Raw genomic sequence first — 22,912 nt, 5'->3', positions numbered from 1 at the left:
ATGCGAGACAAGGAAGATGAACGCGTCGATGGCGGCCGCCGTAGCTGGCTGATTGCGACGACCGTAGCAGGTGGCATCGGAGGAGTCGCCACCGTCGTACCCTTTGTTAGTTCATTTGCACCATCCGAAAAAGCCAAGGCGGCGGGAGCCCCCGTCGAAGTCGATATCTCCAACCTCAAGCCAGGCGACATGATGACGGTCGCATGGCGCGGCAAGCCTGTCTGGATCATCAATCGCACTGACAAGCAGCTGGCCGACGTCCAGAAGGCCGACAAGGAAGTCGCCGATCCGGAAAGCAAGAACCCGTTTTCGATGCCCGAGCCGGACTACACCAAGAACGAGTTCCGCTCGCGCGCCGACCACAAGAATCTTTTCGTTGCCGTCGCGGTGTGCACCCATCTGGGCTGCACGCCGACTCCGCGCTTCCAGGAAGGCGCGCAGCCCAATCTCCCCGACGACTGGCCGGGCGGTTTCCTCTGCCCCTGCCACGGCTCGACCTACGACATGGCCGGCCGCGTCTTCAAGAACAAACCTGCGCCGCAAAACCTCGACATCCCGCCTTACATGATCACCGGCAACACGCTCGTGATCGGCAAGGACGAGAAAGGAGAAGCGTAATGGCGACGACCGAAAAAGAAGTAGAAACAACGGGACTCACGGGCTGGATCGATCGCCGCTTTCCGATGACGGCGACCTGGAAAGCTCACGTCTCCGAGTACTACGCGCCGAAGAACTTCAACTTCTGGTACTTCTTCGGCTCGCTGGCGCTGCTGGTGCTGGTCAATCAGATCGTCACGGGCATCTTCCTGACGATGAACTACAAGCCCGATTCGCTGCTCGCGTTCGCATCGGTCGAATACATCATGCGCGAGGTGCCATGGGGCTGGCTGATCCGCTACATGCACTCCACGGGCGCGTCGATGTTCTTCGTCGTCGTGTATCTGCATATGTTCCGCGGGCTGCTGTACGGCTCGTACCGCAAGCCACGCGAACTGGTGTGGGTCTTCGGCTGCGCGATTTTCCTGTGCCTGATGGCCGAGGCGTTCTTCGGCTATCTGCTGCCGTGGGGCCAGATGTCGTACTGGGGCGCGCAGGTGATCGTGAACCTGTTCTCGGCGATTCCGTTCATCGGTCCGGACCTGTCGCTGTGGATTCGCGGTGACTACGTCGTGTCCGACGTCACGCTGAACCGCTTCTTCGCGTTTCACGTGATCGCGATTCCGCTGGTGCTGCTGGGGCTGGTGGTCGCGCACATCGTCGCGCTGCATGAAGTGGGGTCGAACAACCCGGACGGCATCGAGATCAAGGCGAAGAAGGACGCGAACGGCATTCCGCTGGATGGCATTCCGTTCCACCCGTACTACTCGGTGCACGACTTCATGGGCGTGTGCGTCTTCCTGATGGTGTTCGCGGCGATCATCTTCTTCGCGCCGGAAATGGGCGGCTACTTCCTCGAGGCGAACAACTTCGTCCCGGCAAACCCGCTGCAGACGCCGCCGGAAATCGCGCCAGTCTGGTACTTCACCGCGTTCTACGCGATGCTGCGCGCCACGACCGACCCGTTCAAGATCGTGCTGATGATCGTGATTGGTCTGCTCGGGCTGTTCGCGCTGATCCGCGCGCGCGGCAAGTGGAAGCTCGGCCTGCCCGTGCTCGCCATTCTGGTGATCCTCGCGATGGCGTTCACGGAGTCCAAGTTCTGGGGCGTGGTGGTGATGGGCAGCGCGGTGGTGTCGCTGTTCTTCCTGCCGTGGCTCGACCGGTCGCCGGTGAAATCGATCCGCTACCGGCCGTTTTTCCACAAGGTGTTTTACGGGATCTTCGTCCTGGCCTTTCTGACGCTGGCGTTCCTCGGAACCAAGCCGCCGTCGGCAGCCTCGACGCTGATCGCACAGATCTGCGCGCTGATCTATTTCGCGTTTTTCCTCGGCATGCCGTTCTGGACGCCGCTTGGCAAGTTCAAGCAGCCGCCCGAACGAGTGCGGTTCAAACCCCACTAACCGCGAGCCAGGAGAAAACGAAAATGAGAAAACTGCTTTCGACGCTCGCGCTGCTCGGTGCAACCGTGCTGGCGCTATCCGCTTCGTCCGTTCGCGCGGAAGGCGAATTCCCGCTCGACCGTGCGCCCGACAACGCGGACAATATTGCCTCGTTGCAGCATGGCGCCCAATTGTTTGTAAACTACTGCCTGAATTGCCATAGTGCGAGCCTGATGCGGTACAGCCGATTGCAGGATATCGGCATTTCGCAGAAGGAAATTGAAAAAAACCTGCTGTTCACGACAGATAAAGTCGGTAACACGATGACGGTCGCAATGCGCCCCGACGACGCGAAAGCGTGGTTCGGCGCGCTGCCGCCGGATCTGTCGGTGGAAGCGCGGGCAAGAAACCGCGACTGGCTGTATACGTATTTGCGCAGTTTCTACCGCGATGACACACGGCCGACCGGCTGGAACAATATGGTGTACGAGAACGTGAGCATGCCTCACGTGCTGTGGGAGCTTCAGGGGCAGAGAACGGCGAAGTTCGAAGACGAAATCGACGAACACACGAAGGAAAAGGTCAAGAAATTCGTGGGATACCAGCAGGTCACGCCGGGGACGGTGTCGCCGGTAGATTATGATTCTGCTGTGGCCGACCTCGTGTCGTACCTGTCATGGATGTCCGAACCGACGCAGAAGACCCGTCGCCAGCTTGGCGTGTGGGTGCTGCTGTTTCTGGGCGTCCTGAGCTTTTTAGCCTGGCGACTGAACGCCGCGTACTGGAAAGATATCAAATAGTCACGCCGTAACTGGTGTGGGGCCGGCGCAAGGGGAGACCTGAAAAACGGTTTTTCCCGCTCGCTGGCCCTTTAAGTTTTTTGAGGAAACGCAAACATGATGGTTCTGTATTCCGGCACTACTTGCCCGTTCTCCCAGCGATGCCGGCTGGTGTTGTTCGAAAAGGGCATGGACTTCGAAATCCGCGACGTCGACCTGTTCAACAAACCGGAAGACATCGCCGTGATGAATCCGTATGGTCAGGTGCCGATCCTCGTCGAACGGGATCTGATCCTGTACGAATCGAACATCATCAACGAGTACATCGACGAGCGCTTCCCGCATCCGCAACTGATGCCCGCCGATCCCGTCCAGCGCGCTCGCGCACGTCTGTTCCTGCTCAATTTCGAGAAGGAGCTGTTCGTCCACGTCGGCACGCTCGAGAACGAGAAGGGCAAGGCCGCCGAGAAGAACCACGAAAAGGCGCGCCTGGCTATTCGCGACCGCCTGACGCAGCTCGCACCGATCTTCCTGAAGAACAAGTACATGCTCGGCGAAGAATTCTCGATGCTCGACGTCGCGATCGCGCCGCTCTTGTGGCGTCTGGATCACTACGGCATCGAACTGTCGAAGAACGCCGCGCCGCTGATGAAGTACGCCGAGCGTATTTTCAGCCGTCCGGCCTATATCGAAGCGCTGACGCCGTCGGAAAAGGTGATGCGCCGCTGAGTTTGAGATTGGCTTCGGGTGTGGCGCGCGGCGTCTGGTTCGCGCGCCTGCCCGGCAAAAGGACAGTTGATGCAAGAGATTTCCACGAAGCCGTACCTGCTGCGCGCGCTGTACGAATGGTGTACCGATAACGGCTATACGCCGCATATCGCGGTGCGTGTCGACAACCAGACGCGTGTGCCGCGCCAGTTCGTGCGCGACAACGAGATCGTGTTGAACATCAGCTTCGAGGCGACGAGCCAGCTGCAGATGGGCAACGAGTGGATCGAGTTCAACGCGCGGTTCTCGGGCAAGTCGCACAAGATCGAGGTGCCCGTTGCGAACGTGCTCGCCATTTACGCGCGCGAGAACGGGCAGGGCATGGCGTTCCCGGTCGAGTCGGCGGGCGGCGAGGCGACGGATTCCGAGGACGAAGAAGCCTTGATCGCGGAAGCGCCGGAAGCCACGCCACAGGCTGCTGCGGAAAAAGTCAGCGAAGCCGATGAAGAGCCGCGACCTGATGACGATGGAACAAAAGGCGGCGGAAGAGGTCACCTCAAAGTCGTGAAATGAAGTAGAATCGCGGTCTCAAGTCTCACGCCGGCTTAGCTCATCAGGTAGAGCGCTTGACTTGTAATCATGAGGTGGCGGGTTCGAGTCCTGCAGCCGGCACCAGTATCAAAAAAACGGGTTACACGGGCATACCGTGTAACCCGTTTTTCTTTGGTCCACTCCACTGTCTCCCGTTCAGTCGTCCTCAAAAGTCTCATCCCTCCGAAACGGACACGATGTCGACGAGGCCCAACGGTTCAATACAATACGGACATGACCAATTTCCCCACGCTGACCTGGCCCGAAGCCGACGGCCCGCAATCCGCTCGTTGGCGCTCGGAAGCCGCCGTTCCGCCCGCGAAGCGCGTCGTCATCGCTGACGATCGCACGACAGCCGACGTCGCCTATCGCCTCGCCTGCGAAGGCACCGCGCTGCTGTGGCGCGGCGATTTCCAGAACGCGCGTCAGTTGCTGCAAGCGATGACCCGCCGGCTCGAACGCAAGCCGCGCAAACAGGTTGCCGAAACCCCGCTGGACGCCTTCAACCTGCACCGGCAGGCGCAGTCGCAGCGCGCGCGCACGCTCGGCATGCTGCTGATTCCGCTCGAAGGCGACTACACGATCCCATTGCGCCGCGCGCCGAACGTCCAGCAGGCATGCGAGGAAGTCTACGGCCCGCCCGCGCAGGAGCCTTCCGTGGTGTCGCTGCGCGAGCTGCTCGGCCTGATCGGCGCGCATGAGTGGCGCAAGAAGGGGGTCGAAATTCCCGCGCTCGCCGAGCGCATCCATCCGTACTACGGCGTGTTTTCGCCCGTGCGCGGCGAGTATGTCGATCTGGTCGCGCGAACGCCGCTGCCATCGCAGCAAAAGGCGTTCGATATCGGCGCCGGCACGGGCGTGCTGTCGGCGGTTCTCGCGAAGCGGGGCGTCAAGCGTATCGTCGCAACCGATCAGGACCCGCGCGCTCTCGCGTGTGCGAGAGAGAATCTCACGCGGCTCGGCTACGACAGTCAGGTCGAGCTGATCGCAGCCGATCTGTTTCCCGAAGGGCGCGCGCCGCTCGTCGTCTGCAATCCGCCGTGGGTGCCCGCGCGTCCGGCGTCGCCGATCGAAAGCGCCGTGTACGACTACGAAAGCCGCATGCTGCTCGGTTTTCTGAACGGACTCGCCGATCATCTTTCACCGGGCGGCGAGGGCTGGCTGATTCTGTCGGACTTCGCGGAACATCTGGGCATGCGCACGCGCGACTGGCTGCTGGCTGCGATCGACAATGCGGGTCTGGTCGTCGCCGGACGCGAGGACATCAAGCCGCGTCATCCGAAAGCGACGGACGCCGCCGACCCGCTGCACGCCGCGCGCAAGGCCGAAGTCACGTCGCTGTGGCGGCTCAAGCCCAAGAGAATCGCAACGAAGCCGTGACCTGGTGAACTAGCGCCGAAGGCTATAAGCCAGCGCGCCGCGTCCAGCCACGAGGCCGCTGGCGAAGCATGCGGTCAACAGATAGCCGCCCGTCGGCGATTCCCAGTCGAGCATCTCGCCCGCGCAGAACACGCCGGGCAGTTGCCGGATCATCAACGCGTCGTCGAGCGCTTCGAACGGAATACCGCCCGCGCTGCTGATCGCTTCGTCGATGGGCCGCGCGCGCGTCAGCCGCAGCGGCAATGACTTGATGGCTGGCGCGAGCTTCGCGGCATCGGTGAAGTCTTCCTTCGACAAACACTCGTGCAGCAAGCCGAGCTTCACGCCCGTGATACCGATACGGCTATGCAAGTGACTCGACATTGATCGCGAGCCGCGCGGCCGCGTGACTTCGTCGATCACGCGCTGCGCGCTCAGGCCCGGCGCGAGATCGAGCGTTATCGTTGCTTCGCCATTGGCGAGCAGGCGATCGCGAATCACCGAAGACAACGCATACACAAGGCTTCCTTCGATCCCCGTCGAAGTCACGACGAACTCACTTTGTCGATGCTGGACCGTGCCGTCCACGCTTTCGACGGCGATCGAAACCGGCTTCACCGGCTGGCCCGCGTAGCGTTCGCGGAAGTAATCGGTCCAGTCCGCGTCGAAGCCGCAGTTCGCAGGTAGCAGCGGCGCGACGGGAATCTCGCGTTGCTGCATCAACGGAACCCACGCGGCATCGGACCCGAGGCGCGCCCAACTGCCGCCGCCCAAGGCGAACACAACAGCATCCACGCTCGCTTCGCGCTCACCCTCGGGCGTCGCGAAGCGCAGGCCATGCGCATCGGACGAAGCGGGCTCAGCCCAGCCGATCCATTTGTGCCGCATGTGAAATTGCACGCCCGCTTCCCGCAACCGATGCAGCCACGCGCGCAGCATCGGCGCGGCTTTCATGTCAGTCGGAAACACACGGCCCGAGCTGCCGACAAATGTCGCGACACCCAGTTCGTCAAGCCACGCGCGCAGCGCGTGCGGGCCAAACACATCGAGCAACGGCGCGATGTCAGCGCGGCGCTTGCCATAGCGGCCGAGAAACGGCTCGATCGGCTCGGAGTGCGTGATGTTCATGCCGCCTTTGCCTGCCATCAGAAACTTGCGCCCGACGGACGGCATCGCGTCGTACACGTCGACGCGCGCGCCTCCGCTCGCCAGCGCTTCGGCGGCCATCAGCCCCGCAGGGCCGCCGCCGATAACGGCAACGCGGGCGTGATGCGTGGGGTGATCGGACGAATTCGGCATCGATGAAAAGTGACGTGGATGGCGGTGAAACGCGCTCGGCGCGAAGGCCGGTATTGTCCCACCCGCCTGGAAGCGGGGCAAACCCGGAGCAGGCATGCACACACTGCGACCTATACTTTTCTCACACACCTTCCTTTCCGGCGCGCGCCGCGCCGCCCAGCCGCGCACAACTTACGCATTTCCCGCTGCCCGAAGCCTCACCGATATGCACGCCGAGGCGACGCCAACGCACGCGTTGCGCGCGATCACTTTGATCTGAGGAGTCTGTCATGGGCCGCAAATACATCGATTGCCGCGAATGCCCGAGCGACATCAACTGCACGGTCGCCCTGTGCGCAGATTCGGAAAACGAACTGCTCGAAGCCGCCGTCGCGCACGCGATGCAGGCGCACAAGCACAGCGACTCGCCCGAACTGCGCGCGCAATTGAAGTCGATGTTCCACGACGGCACGCCGCCGCTCGGCGCGCCTGCCGCATAACGTCAGTCCGGTCGATCCGCGCTCAGGTCACCACGCCGACTTGCCAGGGCACGAACTCGTTCTGTCCGTAGCCGTGCAGTTCGCTTTTCGAGCGCGTGCCCGACGCGCAGTCGAGCATCATCTGGAAGATGTCCGCGCCGAGCTGATCGATGGATGCCGTGCCGTCGATCACGCCGCCGCAGTTGATGTCGATGTCTTCTTCCTGGCGTTCCCACAGCGCGGTGTTGGTCGCGAGCTTCAACGAGGGCGACGGCGCGCAGCCATATGCGGAGCCGCGCCCCGTCGTGAAGCAGATCAGGTTCGCGCCCGACGCGACCTGGCCTGTCGCCGACATCGGGTCGTAGCCGGGCGAATCCATGAATACGAAACCCTTCGCGCGAATCGGCTGCGCGTACTCGTACACGTCGACGAGGTTTGTCGTGCCGCCTTTCGCCACCGCGCCGAGCGACTTCTCGAGAATGGTCGTCAAGCCGCCGACCTTGTTTCCCGCCGACGGATTGTTATCGAGTGCCGCGCCGTTGCGCGAGCAGTAGTCCTGCCACCACGCGATGCGCGCCAGCAGCTTCTCGCCGACTTCGCGGCTCACCGCGCGGCGCGTGAGCAGATGCTCGGCGCCGTAGGCTTCGGGCGTCTCCGACAATATCGCCGTGCCGCCATGCTGCACGAGCCGGTCGACGGCCGCGCCCAGCGCCGGATTCGCCGATATCCCCGAATAACCGTCCGAGCCGCCGCACTGCAAGCCGACGATCAGATGCGACGCGCTCACCTTCTCGCGCACCGCGCGGTTCGCGTCGGCGAGCATGTCGCGCACCATCGCGATACCGCGCTCGATGGTTTTGCGCGTGCCGCCGCTGTCCTGAATCGTGAAGCTGCGCAGTTGCGCGGTGTTATCGGCGAGACCGCCCGATTCGAGCACGCCGCCAATCTGGTTCGTCTCGCAACCCAGCCCGACGAACAGCACCGACGCGAAGTTCGCGTGCGCCGCGTAACCCACCAGCGTGCGCTGCAGGATCGCCATGCCTTCGCCGCGCAGATCGACGCCGCAGCCAAGTCCATGCGTCAACGCGATCACGCCGTCGACGTTCGGGAACGCCGCGAGTTCTTCCGGATGCACGTCGCGCCGGAAATGATCGGCGATGGCGCGCGCGACGGTCGCCGAGCAGTTCACGCTCGTCAGAATGCCGATGTAGTTGCGCGTCGCGACGCGGCCGTCCGCGCGACGGATGCCCATGAAATGCGCCGGCTCACGGGCCGCGGCAGTCGGATGCGTGTCGACGCCGAATTCGTGCTCGCGCGCGAATTCGGCCATGCCTAGGTTGTGCGTGTGCACGTGCTGTCCGCGGGCAATCGCCTCGCGCGCGACGCCGATGATCTGGTTGTAGCGCTTGACGGGCTCGCCCTTTGCGATCGCGCGCGTCGCGATCTTGTGGCCGGGCGGAATCAGACCCGTCACGACCAGGTCCTCGGTTTCGATGCGCGTGCCCGACACGAGCTGGCGCGTCGCGATGATCACGTCGTCGTTCGGATGAAGGCGGATTGCGGCGTGCGCGGCGATGGCTGTCGACATGATTCGGTGCCTTATTGAAAAATCAGACGTGCGAGCGTTGCGCGCCTTCCGGCACGTATGGGCGCTCGGGATCGGCGGGCAGTGGCTCGATGCGGCCGACGATCACAAGATAGCTGAACGCGCCCAAAAAGCAGAAGCCGCCCGCGACAACCAGCGGAATCGTGAACGAGCCTTTGGTCAGCGCAACCATGACGCCCGTGAACGTCGTGATGACGATCCCCGCCAGGTTCGACGCGAAGTTCTGGATGCCGCTGATCGACGCGACGTGACGCGGGGTGGGCGCGACGTCGGCGGGCAGCGACCAGATGCTGGCGGCGGCGAACGCGAGGCTGCCGTACGCGATGCCGAAGAACGCGAGCATCAGATAGATGTTGGACGTGAACGCCGACAGCGTGATCACCGACGACACCAGCATACCGCCGACCATGCACGTCTTGCGCGCGGCCGTGAGGCTCCAGCCGCGCCGGAACAGCGCATCCGACACCAGCCCGCCGATCCAGCCGCCCGGAATCGACATCAGCGCGGGAATCATGCCGAGCGTGCCGAGCGACTTCAGCGAAAAGCCACGCGTTTGCACGAGGTAGCTCGGAAACCACGTGATGAAGAAATAGATCACGAAGTTCAGGCAGAAGAAGCCGAGCATCATGCCCCACAGCGTGCGATGGCGAAACAGCGACGCCCATGTGACCTTGTCGGCGGCGCGCGCGGCGCGGGTATCGGGCACGACGTCCTGCTCGCCCGTCATGTCGCCGTGCGCCGGGCTGCGGTAGATCACGAGCCAACCGACGATCCACACCGCGCCGATGATCCCCGTGACGACGAACGACGCCTTCCAGCCAAGCGTGCCGATGATCAGCGCGACGACGGGAATCGACAGCGCCGAGCCGACGCGCGAGCCGCTGTCGAAGATGCTCGTCGCCAGCGCGCGCTGCGACGGTTTGAACCATTGGCTGACCAGTTTCGCGCAGGACGGATACGCGCCCGCCTCGCCGACGCCGAGCATCAGCCGGCAGCCGAACATGCCGGCGACGCTGCTCGCGCCCGCCGTCGCCGCCGTGAACAGCGACCACCAGCCGACTGCGAGCGGCAACGCGATGCGCGCGCCGACGCGATCGACGAACCAGCCGAACGGCATCTGCATCAGCGCGTAAGTCCAGAAGAAGCCGCTCAGGATAAAGCCCATCTGCGCGGGTCCGATGCCGAGCGCCTTCTGGATTTCAGGCGCGGCGACGGCCAGATTCGCGCGGTCGATGTAGTTCACCGCGATAGCAAGAAAGCAGAGCAAGATCACCACCCACCGCATTTTCCTCATGACGACGTCTCCTCCTTTGGCGGCATCTGTCGTATGGTTGGCGCCCCTCGGCGATGCCGGTCCGGTGGCCGCTTTCCTACGTCGTGCTGCGAGCGTGTGGCGGATGCTGTGTGTCGGCGTCCCGCTCTGCGGCGGGACTACCGTATTGGATGAGTCGGGACGAAGAGGCGGCTTGCGTCTTATGCGCTTATTGAATTTCGGCCTGACCAGTTGGGCATGATAGAAGTCATCTCGTGCAGGCGCATGCTGCGACGCAGCGACATCAGCATGTGAGACGCGAGGGGAAAAGGGAAGCTACGCGTGGGCCGAGGTGAAAAACCTTGGCCAAAGGCTGTCGCGATCGGCTACGAGCCGCAGCAGACAAAGGGAAAGCGCGGAAAACTCGGAAAACGGCTGCGCGAGCGGGCCGCGCAGCCGTCGGCGGACTCAGCCCGGATAGGCTTCGTCGACTTTGAGTCCGGCCAGTTTGAAGATCACGCGCAGCGTCTGAGGCTTGATGTCGCGGCGCGACGCGAGCGTCGTCATCACGAAGTCCAGCACTTTCGCGTATTTGAGCAGGGTCAGGCACGTCTCCATATCGACGCTGCCGTCGCGCATGACTTCCGCGAGCCGCAGCATCTCGACCGAGATGTCGCGCGCCATTTCGAGTTCCAGTTGCTGCTTTTCTGTCCACTCGGGTGTGGCCAGCAGCTTCGCCATGAGCTCCTGAAACTTCTGCTCGGCGTTTCCGTTGGGTGTCGTATCCATTTGCCGCCTCATCAGATCCGAGCGCGCTTCGTTGCAGTCCCGGCGCACTTCAGGTTACGTAACGTTCGAACCCCTGTTCCGGCTCGACCTCCCCCACGCGTACCGGCGGTTTTTCGACGTTGCAGTAACCGGTAGCTTGTCTTTCTTTATGTATCTTGCAAGCCGCCATGCTATATCTGGCTTGCATCAGACGACTGCCTTGCGACACGCTTTTCAGCAGGTTCGAACCCGGGCGATTCTCATGCACGAACGATTCCAGGCCGGGTGCGATGTCGCAGTCCGCGCGCAAGAACTGGGACCGTCCCGCGCGCTTTGGGTAAACTGACAGACACTTTTCCCTTTTTCCGTCACCTGACGCACGTTCGCGATGCAATCGGTGGCACGCTCATTCGATGTCCAGCAAATCCTACGAAGTCCGTCCTAACCAGTCCGTCGAGCTGCTGAAGGAACTCCATATCCTCACGCGCGACGGCAAGATGAACCAGGACAGCCGCCGCAAGCTCAAGCAGGTCTACCACCTGTTTCAGTTCATCGAACCGTTGCTCCAGGACGTAAAAGAGACGAAAGGCGAACTGTCCCTAGTTGATCACGGCGCGGGCAAGTCCTACCTCGGCTTTATTCTCTACGACCTGTTCGTCAAGGAACTGCGGGATAACTCGCATATCTACGGCATTGAGACGCGCGAGGAGCTCGTCTCGAAGTCAGAAGAGCTGGCGGCACGCCTCGGCTTCAAGGGTATGTCGTTTCTTAATCTTTCCGTAGCCGAATCGATTACATCGGACAAACTGCCGCCGAACGTGGACATCGTCACCGCCTTGCACGCGTGCGATACGGCCACCGACGACGCCATCCGCTTCGCGCTCGAAAAACATGCGAAATACATCGTCGTCGTGCCGTGCTGTCAGGCGGAAGTGGCAGGCGTACTGCGCAGGAACAAGGGTAAGTCGCTGGCGAACGCTTTGACGGAAATCTGGCGGCATCCGCTACATACGCGCGAGTTCGGCAGTCAGATCACCAACGTGCTGCGCTGCCTGCAACTGGAAGCGCACGGCTATCAGGTCAACGTGACGGAGCTGGTCGGCTGGGAGCATTCGATGAAGAACGAGCTCATCGTCGCGACTTACAAGGACTTGCCGCGCCGGCGGCCCGCCGAGCGGCTCAATGAAGTGATGGACACGCTCGGCATTCCGGAACTGCGCGAGCGGTTCTACGTTGAGGCGTGAGCCCCGCCGAGCGTTAGCCGGTCAGTCTTTGGCCTGCTCGCTCATCCATTTGTGCCAGCCTTCCGGGCCGAGACGGCGCAACGTATCCATGTTGCGCTCGTAGATGTCGGCGGCGTCCGGAAAGGCGTCGACCGCGCGGTCGATGCTCGCTTCCCGCAGCAAATGCAGAATCGGATAGGGCGCGCGGTTCGTGTAGTTTTCGATATCGTCCGGCTCGTGGCCTTCGAATTGATACTGAGGGTGAAAGCTGGCGATCTGCAGCGTGCCTTCGAGGCGCAGTTGCTTCACCATCCGGTCCGCAAAGAACAGGCAGTCGTTGTATTCGAGGAAATCGCCGAGCGCGTGCGGAATGATGAGCAGCGTCGTGTCGATGGCGGCGGGATCGGCATCCGCCAAAGTGCGCAGCTCCGCTTCCAGATCGGTCAATACGCCTTCCATGCCCGTCGCTTCGCTGATCGCGTAGCGAATCTGGTTTTTCACATGCACTGCTTTCGCGAACGGGCACAGGTTTAGCCCGATCACGGCACGCGTCAGCCAGTGGCGCGCGGCGTCGAGGATGGCATCGTGCGAAAGAGGGGACGTTGAAGACATGGCGGTGCAGGCAGGAAACGCAAAACCGCTATTTTACCGACGCCTCTCCGCACGCCTGCGCGACAAGTTGTTCTGCCACTCGCGGCGCGACCGAAATCGGTCCGCAACCCGGGCCGTAGGTCTGGCTCGACGCGTAGATCCCTTCGATCAGCAACGCGAGCGCGTTCGCTAGCTCGCCCGGATCGCGTGCGCCTGCTTCCGTGCAGAGCGCGTGGAGCCGATCCATCAGCTTCGTCTTGTTGTTCAGTACACAGAGCCGCGCCGGATGCGCCGGGTCCGGAAATTCCGCCGATACATTGACGAACGGGCAGCCGCGATAGTCTTCCTTCGACGCGCGCCCTGCCAGATCCTCGAAATACTGGACGACCTGTTTCCGAGGCTCACCCGGATGTTTGGCCAGGCTTTCGTCGAAACGTCTGAAGAACTGCTCGTCCGACTGTTCCAGGTACGCCACCACCAGATCGTCTTTCGAAGAGAACTGGCGGTACAGACTCATCTTGTTGACGCCCGCCCGCTCGACGACGGCATCGACGCCCACCGCGCGCACGCCTTCCTTGTAGAACAGATCAGCGGCGGCGCGCAAAAGATGCTGCTGCGCTTCCGAGCCGGCCGTTTGCGAACGACGGCTCGCCGCGCGCTTGGCGGTATCAGGATCTGCCGTTTGCGAACGACGGCTCGGCGCGCGTTTGGCGGTGTCGGAATTAGCCATGATGGTGTTGTGGTCCTTGAGTCGACGCCTTGACATGTTACCGATCGGTAACTAAGATCGCAACACCGATTGTGACGAGTCAGTCACAAGTCTATTACGAAAGCGGTAAAGATCATATGCGGCTGGCATCGCAGCACCGTGAGCCGTGACGGAAACCTTGGAGAACCGATGAACTGGGCAGCAAGAATAATTGGTGGGCGTTTCCACTACGGCTGGCTGGCCGTGGCCGTGGTGTTTCTGGTGCTGCTCGCGGCGGCCGGCACGCGCGCAACCCCGAGCGTGATGATGTTGCCGCTCGAACATGACTTTGGCTGGAGTCGCGCGACGATCTCGCTGGCCATCTCGGTGAACATCGCGTTGTACGGGCTGATGGGGCCGTTCGCGGCGGCGGCGATGCAGCGTTTCGGCGTGCGTCCGACCATTCTGACGGCGCTTGGCGCGATGGCGGTGGGCGTCGGCCTGTCCTCGCTGATGACGCACCCGTGGCAGATGATTCTCGTGTGGGGCGTGATGGTCGGCGGCGCGACGGGCGTGGCGGCGCTGACGCTGTCGGCGACGGTCGTGAACCGGTGGTTCAGCACGCATCGCGGTCTCGTGATGGGCATTCTCACCGCCAGTTCGGCGACGGGCCAACTGGTGTTTTTGCCGCTGCTCGCGGCGATCGCGCAGCATCATGGTTGGCGGCCCGTCGTGTGGACGGTCGCGATCGCGGCGGCCCTCGTGTTGCCGCTGGTGGCGTTCCTGCTGCCGGAGCGTCCCGCTGACATGGCGCTGCGTCCGTTCGGCGAACCTGCTGACTCGCCCGTCAAATCGGACATGAGCAAGCAGAATCCGCTCGCGATCGCGTTCGGCACGCTGGCAATGGCGAGCAAGACGCGCGACTTCTGGCTGCTGTTCTTCAGCTTCTTCATTTGCGGCGCGAGCACGAACGGCTACGTCGGCACGCATTTGATCGCGATGTGCGGCGACTACGGGATGACGGAAGTGCAGGGCGCATCGCTGCTCGCGGCAATGGGTATCTTCGACCTTTTCGGCACGACGCTGTCGGGCTGGCTGTCCGACCGGTTCAATGCGCGCGTGCTGCTCTTCTGGTACTACGGGCTGCGCGGCCTGTCGCTGATGTTTCTGCCGCACGCTTTCGGCATCGACTTCTTCGGCTTGCCGCTGTTCGCGGTGTTCTACGGTCTCGACTGGATCGCGACCGTACCGCCAACGGTGCGCCTCGCTACCGATGTCTACGGCAAGGACTCGGCGCCCGTCGTGTTCGGCTGGGTGGTCGCGGGCCATCAGCTGGGTGCGGCCTTCGCGGCACTCGGCGCGGGCATGCTGCGCGCGAGTCTCGGCACGTACACGGTGGCGTCGATGATTTCGGGCGGACTGTGTATCGTTGCCTCGGTCATCGTGCTGCGGATCAACCGTGGCGAGCAGAGCGTCGCGGCGCAGGCTGCTTGATGGTGTAGTCCGCTTCACGGCATGAAAGAGCGCGTTGTGGTCGAAGGGCCTCGACGCGCTTTTTTCATGCGCTCTGGTGTTTTAAATCTGCGCGACCAGCAGGGCGCGAATCGGAGCGCTCGGGTTATGCTAGTGGGCCTTCGGGCTGCTGCCCGCCGATCATGAATTTCGACCGAGAAATGCGCATGACCACCAAACCCGCACGCACCGACGTTCCCATTCATGAACTGATCGCCGGCCGCTGGAGCCCGCGCGCGTATTCGAGCGAGCCCGTGAGCCGCGAGCAACTGCGCACGGTGCTCGAGGCGGCGCGCTGGGCACCCTCGTCGTACAACCTGCAGCCTTGGCGCTTCGTGGTGTTCGACCGCACGACGGACGAAGTCTCGTTCAAGAAAGCGTTCGACACGCTCGTGCCGTTCAATCAGGGCTGGAATTCGAAGGCGCCGGTGCTGATCTGCGTGACGGCGCACACGCTGACGGCGAAAGGCGAAATCAATCGTTGCGCGCCGTACGACGCGGGCGCGGCGGCGCTGTCGCTGGTGTTGCAGGCGCACGCGCTCGGCCTTGCCGCGCATCAGATGAGCGGCTTCGACGTCAATGCGTTCCGCAAGGCGTTCACGGTGCCCAATGACATAGAAGTGATCGCGATGATCTCGCTCGGCCATTATGGCGAAGTCGACAAACTCGACCCCGTGCTGCGCGAGCGCGAAAAGGCGGCGCGCACGCGCGTGCCGCTCGGTGATATTGCTTTTGCGGGCGGGTGGAATAAGGCGTTCTGAGTTTTCGCCAGCGCGTCATTTGTTAAACACGGAACGCGGCCGACGGCCGCGTTTTTTTGTTGCACGGCTGTCTTTATTGCGCGGCTGTTGCTTGCGCTCATTGGCGGTCAGTCGTCGTCGATTGCGGATAGCGGCGCGGCGACGCTTTCGAGTGGCCGCCGTTCCGCGTCCACGCCCCAGATCGCCGCGATCACCGCTGCGGCCAGCATCAGCGCCGAGCCGACCAGATAACCCGAAAATACTTCGCTGCGCTGCTGCGTGTCGATCAGCCTGCCGAAAAACGCCGGCCCCGCGATACCGCCGAGCGCTGTGCCGAACGCGTAGAACACCGCAATCGCGAGCGCGCGAATTTCAAGTGGAAACGATTCGCTGACGGTCAGATACGCCGAACTCGCCGCCGCCGACGCGAAGAAGAAAATCACCATCCACGCGATGGTCTGCGTCGTTACGGTGAGCAACTGCTGTTCGAACAGGTAGCCGCTCACGGTCAGCAGCAGCGCCGAAATCGCGTAGGTCGCGGCGATCATCTTGCGGCGCCCGATCACGTCGAACAGCCTGCCGATCAGCAGCGGCCCTGCGAAATTGCCGAGCGCGAAGGGCAGGATGTACCAGCCGACATGGTCGCCCGGCACATGATAGAAATCGGTCAACACGAGCGCGTAGGTGAAGAAAATCGCGTTGTAGAAGAACGCTTGCGCTGTCATCAGCGACAGCCCGACCAACGCCCGGCGCCGGTGCACCATGAACAGCGTGTGGAAGACCTCGCGCAGCGTCGTGTGCTCGCGGGCGCGCAGGCGCAGGCGTTTGAGCGTATCGTCGGCGAGCGTGTGATTTTCCGCGCGAAAGCGCGCCTCGATCCCTTCGACGATCTCGCGCGCTTCCTTTTCCTCGCCGTGCGTGAGCAGCCAGCGCGGACTTTCGGGGATCCATACGCGCATCGGCAGGATTGCCAGTGCGAGCACCGCGCCGATGAAGAAGCACGCGCGCCAGCCCCAGTCGCCGGGCAGCAGATGCGGGTCGAGCATGACCAGCGAACCGACCGCGCCAAGCGCCGCGCCGATCCAGAACGTGCCATTGATCGCGAGATCGGTGTGTCCGCGCACGCGGGCGGGCGTGAATTCCTGGATCGTCGAATTGATCGCCGTGTACTCGCCGCCGATGCCCGCGCCCGTCAGGAAGCGAAACACCAGAAAGCTCGTGAGATTCCACGAGAAAGCGGTCGCCGCCGTTGCCGCGAGATACAGCGCGAGCGTGATGAAGAACAGCTTGCGTCGGCCGAGCCGGTCGGTCAGCCAGCCGAAGCCGAGCGCGCCCAGCACAGCGCCGGCGATATACGCGCTGCCGGCCAGCCCCACGTCCGCGTTTGAGAAGCGCAGCACCTCGCTCGACTTCAACGCGCTCGCGACGGACCCCGCAAGCGTCACCTCCAGCCCGTCGAGCAACCACGTCACCCCGAGCGCGACGACGATCAGCGAATGGAAGCGGCCCCACGGCAAGCGGTCGAGCCGCGAAGGCAGATCGGTTTCGACGATGCTGGCCGAGTCGGCGCGAACCGTGGCGGCGGAAGGTTCCTGCATCGAGTCTCCTGAATCTCCTGAATGAGCGAGTCAATGTTTATGAGGATTCTGTAAGCGGGCCGTCGAACAGCGTATCCTGTCGGATTCATTCGAGCCCGGCGCAACCTATCGATGAAGCAATCTGCATTCCCCATCGCCGCAGCGTGGACTGCGCGCGCCCGGTTGATGGTGTCACAGCTTTCATGTTACAAAGCCCGTCCTTTTTCTGTGCGCGCCTGCGTGAGCGGCGAATCCTGCCATGACCTATTGCGCGATTGACTTCGGCACGTCGAATTCGGCAGTTGCCGTTCCTGTCGGCGGTTCTCCAGCCGGGCAGGCGACGCTGAAGCTGGCGCCTGTCGAAGGCGCCTATACGACGCTGCCTACGGCCGTCTTCTTCAACACCGACGAAAACCGGCGCGAGTACGGCCGCGCGGCGCTCGAAGCGTATGTCGACGGCTTCGACGGCCGGCTGATGCGCTCGATGAAGAGCATTCTCGGCTCGGCGCTGGCCGACAACAATACGGATCTCGGCGACGGCTCCGCGATCAAATACACCGACGTGATCGCGATCTTCGTCACGCATCTGAAGCGCTGCGCGGAACAGACGGCGGGCACGCCGATCAGCCGCGCGGTGCTCGGGCGTCCGGTGTTTTTCGTCGACGACGATCCGCGCGCCGATCAGCTCGCGCAGCAGCAGCTCGAAGCGGCGGCGCGCTCGGTAGGTTTCAACGAGATTCACTTCCAGTACGAGCCGATTGCGGCCGCCTTCGATTACGAAGCGCATCTGACGCAAGAAGGGCTGGTGCTGGTGGCGGATATCGGCGGCGGCACGTCGGACTTCTCGCTGGTGCGCGTCGGGCCGGAGCGGATGAAGCGTATCGAACGCAAGGACGATGTGCTCGCGCATCACGGCGTGCACGTCGCCGGAACGGACTTCGACCGGCGCGTCGAGCTGGCGACGATCCTGCGCGAACTCGGCTATCAATCGCTCGATCCGGAAGGGCGCGAGATGCCGAACCGTATTTACTTCGACCTCGCCACGTGGCATCTGATCAACACGATCTATACGCCGAAGCGCGTGTCCGAGCTTGCGTTGATGCGGCATCTCTATTTGAACACGCGGCACCATGACCGGCTGATGCGCGTCGTCGAGCAGCGTTTCGGCCATGCGCTCGCGGCGCACGCGGAAGAAGCGAAGATTGGCGTGGCGGCGGGCGGCGAGACGCTGATCGATCTGGAAATCGTCGAGGAGGATTTGCGTCTCGCATTCGACGAAGCGCAACTGATTGCGGCGGGCAAGGACGAGACACTGCGCATCGTCCAGGCTGCGCGCGATACCGTGCAACGTGCGGGCGTCGCGCCGCGTGATGTCGACGCGCTGTACTTCACGGGCGGATCGACGGGGTTGGCGTTTTTGTCGGGCGCACTGGCTGCGGCGTTTCCCGATGCGCGTCCCGTGTTCGGCGATCGCCTCGCCAGCGTTGCAACAGGCTTAGGCATTCACGCACAACGCGTATTCCGGTAAAGATTTTAGATTTCGCGCCGAAATCACGATTAACCCAGAAAAGAAAAAACCCCGCCTAGGCGGGGTTTTTCTGCGTTCCGGAAGGAAGCTAAGCTTAGACCGGCTTGATGTTAGCGGCCTGCTTGCCCTTCGGGCCCGTCTTGACGTCGTAGGTAACCTTTTGGTTTTCCTGCAGCGTCTTGAAGCCTTCTACGCGGATTTCCGAGAAATGCGCGAACAGATCTTCGCCGCCGGCGTCCGGCGTGATAAAACCAAAGCCCTTTGCGTCATTGAACCACTTGACGGTACCGGTTTCCATATTACTGTTTCCTAAAAATGGTAAATAAGGCCGAAGCCCGAGGGTGCATGAAAATCAAGGAAGGGTAATAGGACCAACCGGAGTACCGTTGATGGGCGAACTACGAAAGAACCAATTCACTCGCCGCTTGAAATCCTGCCCGTCCTTTATACGGATATTTCGAGAGAAGGTCAACCGTAATCTTTAAATCCTCATATAGATCGGGGCTATTAGGCACAAAAATGCTTACAAAGCTTGCTATTTTCTCGGTTTTTTTGTAGGGCTCAAACGTATTTTGACTGCAATCGGACGGTGCAACCGTTAAACTAGGCCCCGCGCACGACCGGTTGCACCTGTGGAAGAAACCCGCAATTGCAATCGCGACCGCCCGCCGTATGCCCTAGTCTTTCCTATGACTTCTAGCCGTGTCTAACGGCCGCGGCAGCGGCGTGCTTTCAGATATAGGAGAAGACGTGAAAAGTTCTATTCAACGGCACATCGGCCCATTCGCGCTGATGCTGACGGGACTCGGCTCGATTATCGGGTCCGGCTGGCTGTTCGGCGCCTGGAAGGCGGCCAAGATTGCAGGCCCTGCGGCGCTGTGCGCGTGGGTGATCGGCGCAGTGGTGATTCTCGCAATCGCGCTGACCTATGCGGAACTCGGCGCGATGTTCCCCGAGTCCGGCGGCATGGTGCGCTACGCGCGCTATTCGCACGGCGCGCTGGTGGGCTTTATCAGCGCTTGGGCCAACTGGATCGCGATCGTGTCGGTGATTCCGATCGAGGCGGAAGCGTCGATCCAGTACATGAGCACCTGGCCGTACGAATGGGCGCACAACCTCTTTATCAACAGCGAGCTGACGACGCCCGGCCTTCTGCTGTCGGCCGTGCTGGTGGTCATATACTTCCTGCTGAACTACTGGGGCGTGAAGGTGTTCGCGCGCGCTAACACGACCATCACGATCTTCAAGTTCATCATCCCGGGCCTGACGATTCTCGGTCTGATGATGAGCGGCTTCCACAAGGAAAACCTCGGCGAAAGTTTCGGCGGCACGGGTGTGTTCGCGCCGTATGGCTGGTCGGCGGTGCTGACGGCGGTGGCGACGAGCGGCATCGTGTTCGCGTTCAACGGCTTCCAGAGTCCGATCAACCTGGCCGGAGAAGCGCGCAATCCGGCGAAGAGCGTGCCGTTCGCGGTGATCGGCTCGATCCTGCTGGCGCTGGTGATCTACGTGCTGTTGCAGATCGCGTACATCGGCTCGGTGAATCCGGCTGACGTGATGAAGGGCTGGAGCCAATTCAACTTCAAGTCGCCGTTCGCGGAACTGGCGATCGCGCTGAACCTGAACTGGCTGGCAATCCTGCTGTATGTCGACGCGTTCGTGAGCCCGAGCGGCACGGGCACGACCTACATGGCGACCACGACGCGCATGATCTACGCGATGGAGCGTAACAACACGATGCCGAAGATGTTCGGCACGGTGCATCCGCTGTACGGCGTACCGCGTCCGGCGATGTGGTTCAACCTGTTTGTATCGTTCATCTTCCTGTTCTTCTTCCGTGGCTGGAGTTCGCTGGCGGCCGTCATTTCGGTGGCGACGGTGATCTCGTATCTGACGGGCCCGATCAGCCTGATGGCGCTGCGCCGCGCGGCGACCGACATCGAGCGTCCGCTGCACATTCCCGGCATGAGCGTGATCGCGCCGTTCGCGTTCGTGTGCGCGTCGCTGATCCTGTACTGGGCGAAGTGGCCGCTGACGGGCGAGATCATCCTGCTGATGGTCGTCGCGCTGCCTGTGTTCTTCTACTTCCAGGCGAAGTCGGGCTTCGGAGGCTTCAACCAGGATCTGAAGGCGGCATGGTGGCTGGTCGCGTATCTACCCATCATGGCGATCCTGTCGCTGATCGGCAGCAAGCAGTTTGGCGGTCTGGGCGTGCTGCCGTATGGCTGGGACATGCTGGTCGTGATCGCGTTCTCGTTGATCTTCTACTACTGGGGCGTGCATACGGGCTATCGCACCGAGTATCTGAACGAGCGTGAATCGCACGACGAGATTCTCGAAGGCATCGGCGCCTGATCGACTGCGATTGATCGTCTGCCGCACGAAAAAGCCCGCCAGATTCTGGCGGGCTTTTTTTGGTGCGCCCAGCATGTGCGCACTCCAGTGGGTGCAAGTCCCACCGCAAGTTGATCACAGCGAGCGAAGCGAAGCGCAACTGCGTGAGGGTGACTGAGCGTGGGGAGGAAGCGTGGAGCGAAACTGCGAGCCGATGGACAAGAACCGGATAGAAGGCGTTGCCGACCAGGGCGAGCGGGCCAGAAACCGCAAAGCTCTCGTGATCAAGGGGCGGTGGCGTAAATCCGGCGGTTGTGCAGTGAAAGAGTGCGTTCTTACCTGGGGAGATCTCGCCTCATGCCTGAAAGGGCAACGGCGTCGAGCCGGAGCGAGAAGTCAGCAGCGGCCGTAGTAGTCACAGGACAGGCCGGTGAGGCTGAGGCTGGTGACGAAGGGCCAAACGGGAAGGAGTGTCCAGCGTCATGTCGATGCGACAGGCATTGCGTCAGATGCCCGTGCAAACGGGGCGAGTGGGGGAGGCGCGCGGTGAAGCTGCGCGCGTACCCGCTAGCGATGAAGCCTGTCGCCCGCGCCATGAATCCGGGGACACAGGGTCAGCGCTGCTGGCAGCGGCGCTGACGAGAGAGAACCTGAAGCGGGCGTTCAAACGGGTGAGGGCTAACAAGGGAGCCGCTGGCGTGGACGGTCTGGACATTGACCGGACGTCGCGTCATCTGGTGACGGCGTGGCCCGCGATCCGTGAACAGCTGCTCAAGGGGACGTACCGGCCCAGTCCGGTACGGCGGGTCACGATTCCGAAGCCGGATGGAGGCGAGCGCGAGCTTGGCATCCCGACAGTGACGGATCGGCTGATCCAGCAGGCACTGCTGCAGGTGCTGCAGCCGGTTCTGGACCCCACCTTCAGCGAGCATAGCTACGGCTTCCGGCCCGGACGGCGTGCGCACGATGCGGTACTTGCCGCGCAGTCGTACGTGCAGTCGGGGCGGCGAATCGTGGTGGACGTTGACCTGGAGAAGTTCTTCGACCGGGTCAACCACGACATCCTGATCGACCGTTTGCAGAAACGCATTGGGGACGCCGGAGTGATCCGGCTGATCCGGGCGTATCTGAACAGCGGCATCATGGATGACGGCGTGCTCCAGCAGCGGGATCAGGGCACACCGCAGGGTGGGCCGCTATCCCCGTTGCTGGCCAACGTGCTGCTCGACGAGGTGGACAAGGAACTGGAGCGGCGGGGCCACTGCTTCGCACGCTACGCCGACGATGCGAATGTCTATGTTCGCAGCCGCCGTGCGGGCGAGCGGGTGATGGCACTGTTGCGACGCCTGTATGGGCGATTGCGCTTAAAGGTCAATGAGACCAAAAGCGCAGTGGCGAGTGTGTTCGGTCGCAAGTTTCTGGGCTACAGCCTGTGGATGGCTGCGGGCGGTGTGGTCAAGCGCAAGGTGGCGGCCAAACCGCTGCTGGCGTTCAAACACCGCATTCGTGAACTGACCCGTCGCTCAGGCGGGCGCAGCATGCGGGACGTGGTGGAACGGTTACGGCCTTATGTGTTGGGATGGAAGGCGTACTTCCGATTGGCGCAAACACCCGGTGTGTGGTTGGCACTGGAGGAATGGCTGCGTCACCGGTTGCGTGCGATCCAGCTTAAACATTGGCGCCGTGGTCTAACCATCTACCGGGAACTACGTGCGCTGGGCGCGTCGGCAGACGTTGCGCGACAGGTGGCGGCCAACAGCCGTCGCTGGTGGCGCAACAGCAGTCAGTTGCTCAACAGTGTGCTGACCAACGCATACTTCGATCGGCTGGGAGTGCCTCGACTCTCATAACTTCAACTTCCCGAACCGCCCGGTGCGGACCCGCATGCCGGGTGGTGTGGCAGGGGTACGGCCTCATGGC

General features: G+C 62.4%; 21 protein-coding genes and 1 tRNA gene. 14 read left to right on the top strand and 8 right to left on the bottom strand.

Annotation, left to right across the window (positions count from 1 at the left end):
- The 7 genes from petA (at position 1) to C2L64_RS16320 (ending at position 5,437) form a co-directional block, all read left to right on the top strand.
- Complete coding sequence (gene petA, locus C2L64_RS16350; RefSeq protein WP_009771328.1) at positions 1 to 618, top strand: ubiquinol-cytochrome c reductase iron-sulfur subunit; 618 nt, start codon at positions 1 to 3, stop codon at positions 616 to 618.
- Positions 618 to 2,000, top strand: a complete 1,383-nt coding sequence (locus tag C2L64_RS16345; protein ID WP_086909673.1) for a cytochrome b — start codon at positions 618 to 620, stop codon at positions 1,998 to 2,000. The genes petA and C2L64_RS16345 overlap by 1 nt, the downstream gene beginning before the upstream one ends.
- Positions 2,001 to 2,023: 23 nt before the next feature.
- Entirely contained in the window at positions 2,024 to 2,779 is a 756-nt protein-coding gene (locus C2L64_RS16340; protein ID WP_007731808.1) for a cytochrome c1, read from the top strand.
- A 96-nt stretch (positions 2,780 to 2,875) separates the two neighbouring features.
- Positions 2,876 to 3,487, top strand: coding sequence for a glutathione S-transferase N-terminal domain-containing protein (locus C2L64_RS16335; RefSeq protein ID WP_006052302.1), 612 nt, complete (start codon positions 2,876 to 2,878; stop codon positions 3,485 to 3,487).
- 69 nt (positions 3,488 to 3,556) lie between these two features.
- Positions 3,557 to 4,039, top strand: a complete 483-nt coding sequence (locus C2L64_RS16330) for a ClpXP protease specificity-enhancing factor (protein WP_086909672.1) — start codon at positions 3,557 to 3,559, stop codon at positions 4,037 to 4,039.
- Between the two features lie 26 nt (positions 4,040 to 4,065).
- Positions 4,066 to 4,141: transfer RNA gene (locus C2L64_RS16325), tRNA-Thr, on the top strand.
- 150 nt (positions 4,142 to 4,291) lie between these two features.
- A complete protein-coding gene (locus C2L64_RS16320; RefSeq protein WP_009771330.1) occupies positions 4,292 to 5,437 on the top strand; it encodes a methyltransferase in 1,146 nt (381 codons plus the stop codon).
- 9 nt (positions 5,438 to 5,446) lie between these two features.
- Here C2L64_RS16320 and C2L64_RS16315 read toward each other — a convergent pair whose 3' ends face one another.
- The gene (locus C2L64_RS16315) at positions 5,447 to 6,715 is read right to left on the bottom strand and encodes a TIGR03862 family flavoprotein (RefSeq protein WP_090836732.1); all 1,269 of its coding nucleotides are present in this window, start codon (positions 6,713 to 6,715) and stop codon (positions 5,447 to 5,449) included.
- Between the two features lie 269 nt (positions 6,716 to 6,984).
- Here C2L64_RS16315 and C2L64_RS16310 point away from each other — a divergent pair, with 269 nt between their 5' ends.
- A complete protein-coding gene (locus C2L64_RS16310; protein WP_007731795.1) occupies positions 6,985 to 7,194 on the top strand; it encodes a DUF1059 domain-containing protein in 210 nt (69 codons plus the stop codon).
- A 22-nt stretch (positions 7,195 to 7,216) separates the two neighbouring features.
- Here the strand turns inward: C2L64_RS16310 and C2L64_RS16305 are convergent, their stop codons facing one another.
- From C2L64_RS16305 to C2L64_RS16295, 3 genes are all read right to left on the bottom strand, one after another.
- The gene (locus tag C2L64_RS16305; RefSeq protein ID WP_090836734.1) at positions 7,217 to 8,761 is read right to left on the bottom strand and encodes a UxaA family hydrolase; all 1,545 of its coding nucleotides are present in this window, start codon (positions 8,759 to 8,761) and stop codon (positions 7,217 to 7,219) included.
- A gap of 22 nt (positions 8,762 to 8,783) precedes the next feature.
- Positions 8,784 to 10,073: an MFS transporter gene (locus C2L64_RS16300; RefSeq protein WP_086909669.1), complete on the bottom strand. Its 1,290-nt coding sequence runs from the start codon at positions 10,071 to 10,073 to the stop codon at positions 8,784 to 8,786.
- Between the two features lie 426 nt (positions 10,074 to 10,499).
- Entirely contained in the window at positions 10,500 to 10,820 is a 321-nt protein-coding gene (locus C2L64_RS16295; protein WP_007731784.1) for a type II toxin-antitoxin system HicA family toxin, read from the bottom strand.
- A gap of 392 nt (positions 10,821 to 11,212) precedes the next feature.
- On the opposite strand from C2L64_RS16295, the gene C2L64_RS16285 reads away from it, so the two are divergent.
- Positions 11,213 to 12,043 (top strand): class I SAM-dependent methyltransferase, encoded by an 831-nt coding sequence (locus C2L64_RS16285; RefSeq protein ID WP_007731782.1) that lies wholly within the window; start codon positions 11,213 to 11,215, stop codon positions 12,041 to 12,043.
- Positions 12,044 to 12,064: 21 nt separating this feature from the next.
- Here the strand turns inward: C2L64_RS16285 and C2L64_RS16280 are convergent, their stop codons facing one another.
- Together C2L64_RS16280 and C2L64_RS16275 are read right to left on the bottom strand one after the other, a co-directional pair.
- Complete coding sequence (locus C2L64_RS16280; RefSeq protein ID WP_090836738.1) at positions 12,065 to 12,634, bottom strand: DUF1415 domain-containing protein; 570 nt, start codon at positions 12,632 to 12,634, stop codon at positions 12,065 to 12,067.
- 28 nt (positions 12,635 to 12,662) lie between these two features.
- Positions 12,663 to 13,343, bottom strand: coding sequence for a TetR/AcrR family transcriptional regulator (locus C2L64_RS16275; protein ID WP_086909667.1), 681 nt, complete (start codon positions 13,341 to 13,343; stop codon positions 12,663 to 12,665).
- Between the two features lie 168 nt (positions 13,344 to 13,511).
- On the opposite strand from C2L64_RS16275, the gene C2L64_RS16270 reads away from it, so the two are divergent.
- Together C2L64_RS16270 and C2L64_RS16265 are read left to right on the top strand one after the other, a co-directional pair.
- Positions 13,512 to 14,795, top strand: coding sequence for an MFS transporter (locus C2L64_RS16270; protein WP_086909666.1), 1,284 nt, complete (start codon positions 13,512 to 13,514; stop codon positions 14,793 to 14,795).
- Between the two features lie 185 nt (positions 14,796 to 14,980).
- Positions 14,981 to 15,574, top strand: coding sequence for a nitroreductase family protein (locus tag C2L64_RS16265; protein WP_086909697.1), 594 nt, complete (start codon positions 14,981 to 14,983; stop codon positions 15,572 to 15,574).
- Between the two features lie 107 nt (positions 15,575 to 15,681).
- Here C2L64_RS16265 and C2L64_RS16260 read toward each other — a convergent pair whose 3' ends face one another.
- Positions 15,682 to 17,151: an MFS transporter gene (locus tag C2L64_RS16260; protein WP_086909665.1), complete on the bottom strand. Its 1,470-nt coding sequence runs from the start codon at positions 17,149 to 17,151 to the stop codon at positions 15,682 to 15,684.
- Between the two features lie 238 nt (positions 17,152 to 17,389).
- Between C2L64_RS16260 and C2L64_RS16255 the strand changes: the two genes are divergently transcribed.
- The gene (locus tag C2L64_RS16255) at positions 17,390 to 18,658 is read left to right on the top strand and encodes an Hsp70 family protein (RefSeq protein WP_090836741.1); all 1,269 of its coding nucleotides are present in this window, start codon (positions 17,390 to 17,392) and stop codon (positions 18,656 to 18,658) included.
- A gap of 94 nt (positions 18,659 to 18,752) precedes the next feature.
- Here the strand turns inward: C2L64_RS16255 and C2L64_RS16250 are convergent, their stop codons facing one another.
- Positions 18,753 to 18,956, bottom strand: coding sequence for a cold-shock protein (locus C2L64_RS16250; RefSeq protein WP_007731769.1), 204 nt, complete (start codon positions 18,954 to 18,956; stop codon positions 18,753 to 18,755).
- Between the two features lie 452 nt (positions 18,957 to 19,408).
- On the opposite strand from C2L64_RS16250, the gene C2L64_RS16245 reads away from it, so the two are divergent.
- The gene (locus C2L64_RS16245; protein ID WP_007731768.1) at positions 19,409 to 21,013 is read left to right on the top strand and encodes an APC family permease; all 1,605 of its coding nucleotides are present in this window, start codon (positions 19,409 to 19,411) and stop codon (positions 21,011 to 21,013) included.
- A gap of 461 nt (positions 21,014 to 21,474) precedes the next feature.
- Positions 21,475 to 22,842: a group II intron reverse transcriptase/maturase gene (gene ltrA, locus C2L64_RS16235; protein ID WP_090839003.1), complete on the top strand. Its 1,368-nt coding sequence runs from the start codon at positions 21,475 to 21,477 to the stop codon at positions 22,840 to 22,842.
- Positions 22,843 to 22,912 lie beyond the last annotated feature (70 nt).

Origin of the sequence: Paraburkholderia hospita, assembly GCF_002902965.1 — a bacterium.
Taxonomy (GTDB): domain Bacteria; phylum Pseudomonadota; class Gammaproteobacteria; order Burkholderiales; family Burkholderiaceae; genus Paraburkholderia; species Paraburkholderia hospita.
Note: the sequence above shows the minus strand (reverse complement) of the source record. Positions and strands in the feature narration are given on the sequence as shown.

Bases quoted from the DNA above. Each gene is read 5' to 3' on its own strand.
- C2L64_RS16345 (WP_086909673.1), top strand. From the start codon at position 618: ATGGCGACGACCGAAAAAGAAGTAGAAACAACGGGACTCACGGGCTGG.
- C2L64_RS16280 (WP_090836738.1), bottom strand. From the start codon at position 12,634: ATGTCTTCAACGTCCCCTCTTTCGCACGATGCCATCCTCGACGCCGCG.
- C2L64_RS16335 (WP_006052302.1), top strand. From the start codon at position 2,876: ATGATGGTTCTGTATTCCGGCACTACTTGCCCGTTCTCCCAGCGATGC.
- C2L64_RS16270 (WP_086909666.1), top strand. From the start codon at position 13,512: ATGAACTGGGCAGCAAGAATAATTGGTGGGCGTTTCCACTACGGCTGG.
- C2L64_RS16330 (WP_086909672.1), top strand. From the start codon at position 3,557: ATGCAAGAGATTTCCACGAAGCCGTACCTGCTGCGCGCGCTGTACGAA.
- C2L64_RS16260 (WP_086909665.1), bottom strand. From the start codon at position 17,151: ATGCAGGAACCTTCCGCCGCCACGGTTCGCGCCGACTCGGCCAGCATC.
- C2L64_RS16315 (WP_090836732.1), bottom strand. From the start codon at position 6,715: ATGCCGAATTCGTCCGATCACCCCACGCATCACGCCCGCGTTGCCGTT.
- C2L64_RS16300 (WP_086909669.1), bottom strand. From the start codon at position 10,073: ATGAGGAAAATGCGGTGGGTGGTGATCTTGCTCTGCTTTCTTGCTATC.
- C2L64_RS16285 (WP_007731782.1), top strand. From the start codon at position 11,213: ATGTCCAGCAAATCCTACGAAGTCCGTCCTAACCAGTCCGTCGAGCTG.
- C2L64_RS16295 (WP_007731784.1), bottom strand. From the start codon at position 10,820: ATGGATACGACACCCAACGGAAACGCCGAGCAGAAGTTTCAGGAGCTC.
- C2L64_RS16255 (WP_090836741.1), top strand. From the start codon at position 17,390: ATGACCTATTGCGCGATTGACTTCGGCACGTCGAATTCGGCAGTTGCC.
- C2L64_RS16340 (WP_007731808.1), top strand. From the start codon at position 2,024: ATGAGAAAACTGCTTTCGACGCTCGCGCTGCTCGGTGCAACCGTGCTG.
- C2L64_RS16320 (WP_009771330.1), top strand. From the start codon at position 4,292: ATGACCAATTTCCCCACGCTGACCTGGCCCGAAGCCGACGGCCCGCAA.
- ltrA (WP_090839003.1), top strand. From the start codon at position 21,475: ATGTCGATGCGACAGGCATTGCGTCAGATGCCCGTGCAAACGGGGCGA.
- C2L64_RS16275 (WP_086909667.1), bottom strand. From the start codon at position 13,343: ATGGCTAATTCCGACACCGCCAAACGCGCGCCGAGCCGTCGTTCGCAA.
- C2L64_RS16310 (WP_007731795.1), top strand. From the start codon at position 6,985: ATGGGCCGCAAATACATCGATTGCCGCGAATGCCCGAGCGACATCAAC.
- C2L64_RS16265 (WP_086909697.1), top strand. From the start codon at position 14,981: ATGACCACCAAACCCGCACGCACCGACGTTCCCATTCATGAACTGATC.
- C2L64_RS16250 (WP_007731769.1), bottom strand. From the start codon at position 18,956: ATGGAAACCGGTACCGTCAAGTGGTTCAATGACGCAAAGGGCTTTGGT.
- C2L64_RS16305 (WP_090836734.1), bottom strand. From the start codon at position 8,761: ATGTCGACAGCCATCGCCGCGCACGCCGCAATCCGCCTTCATCCGAAC.
- petA (WP_009771328.1), top strand. From the start codon at position 1: ATGCGAGACAAGGAAGATGAACGCGTCGATGGCGGCCGCCGTAGCTGG.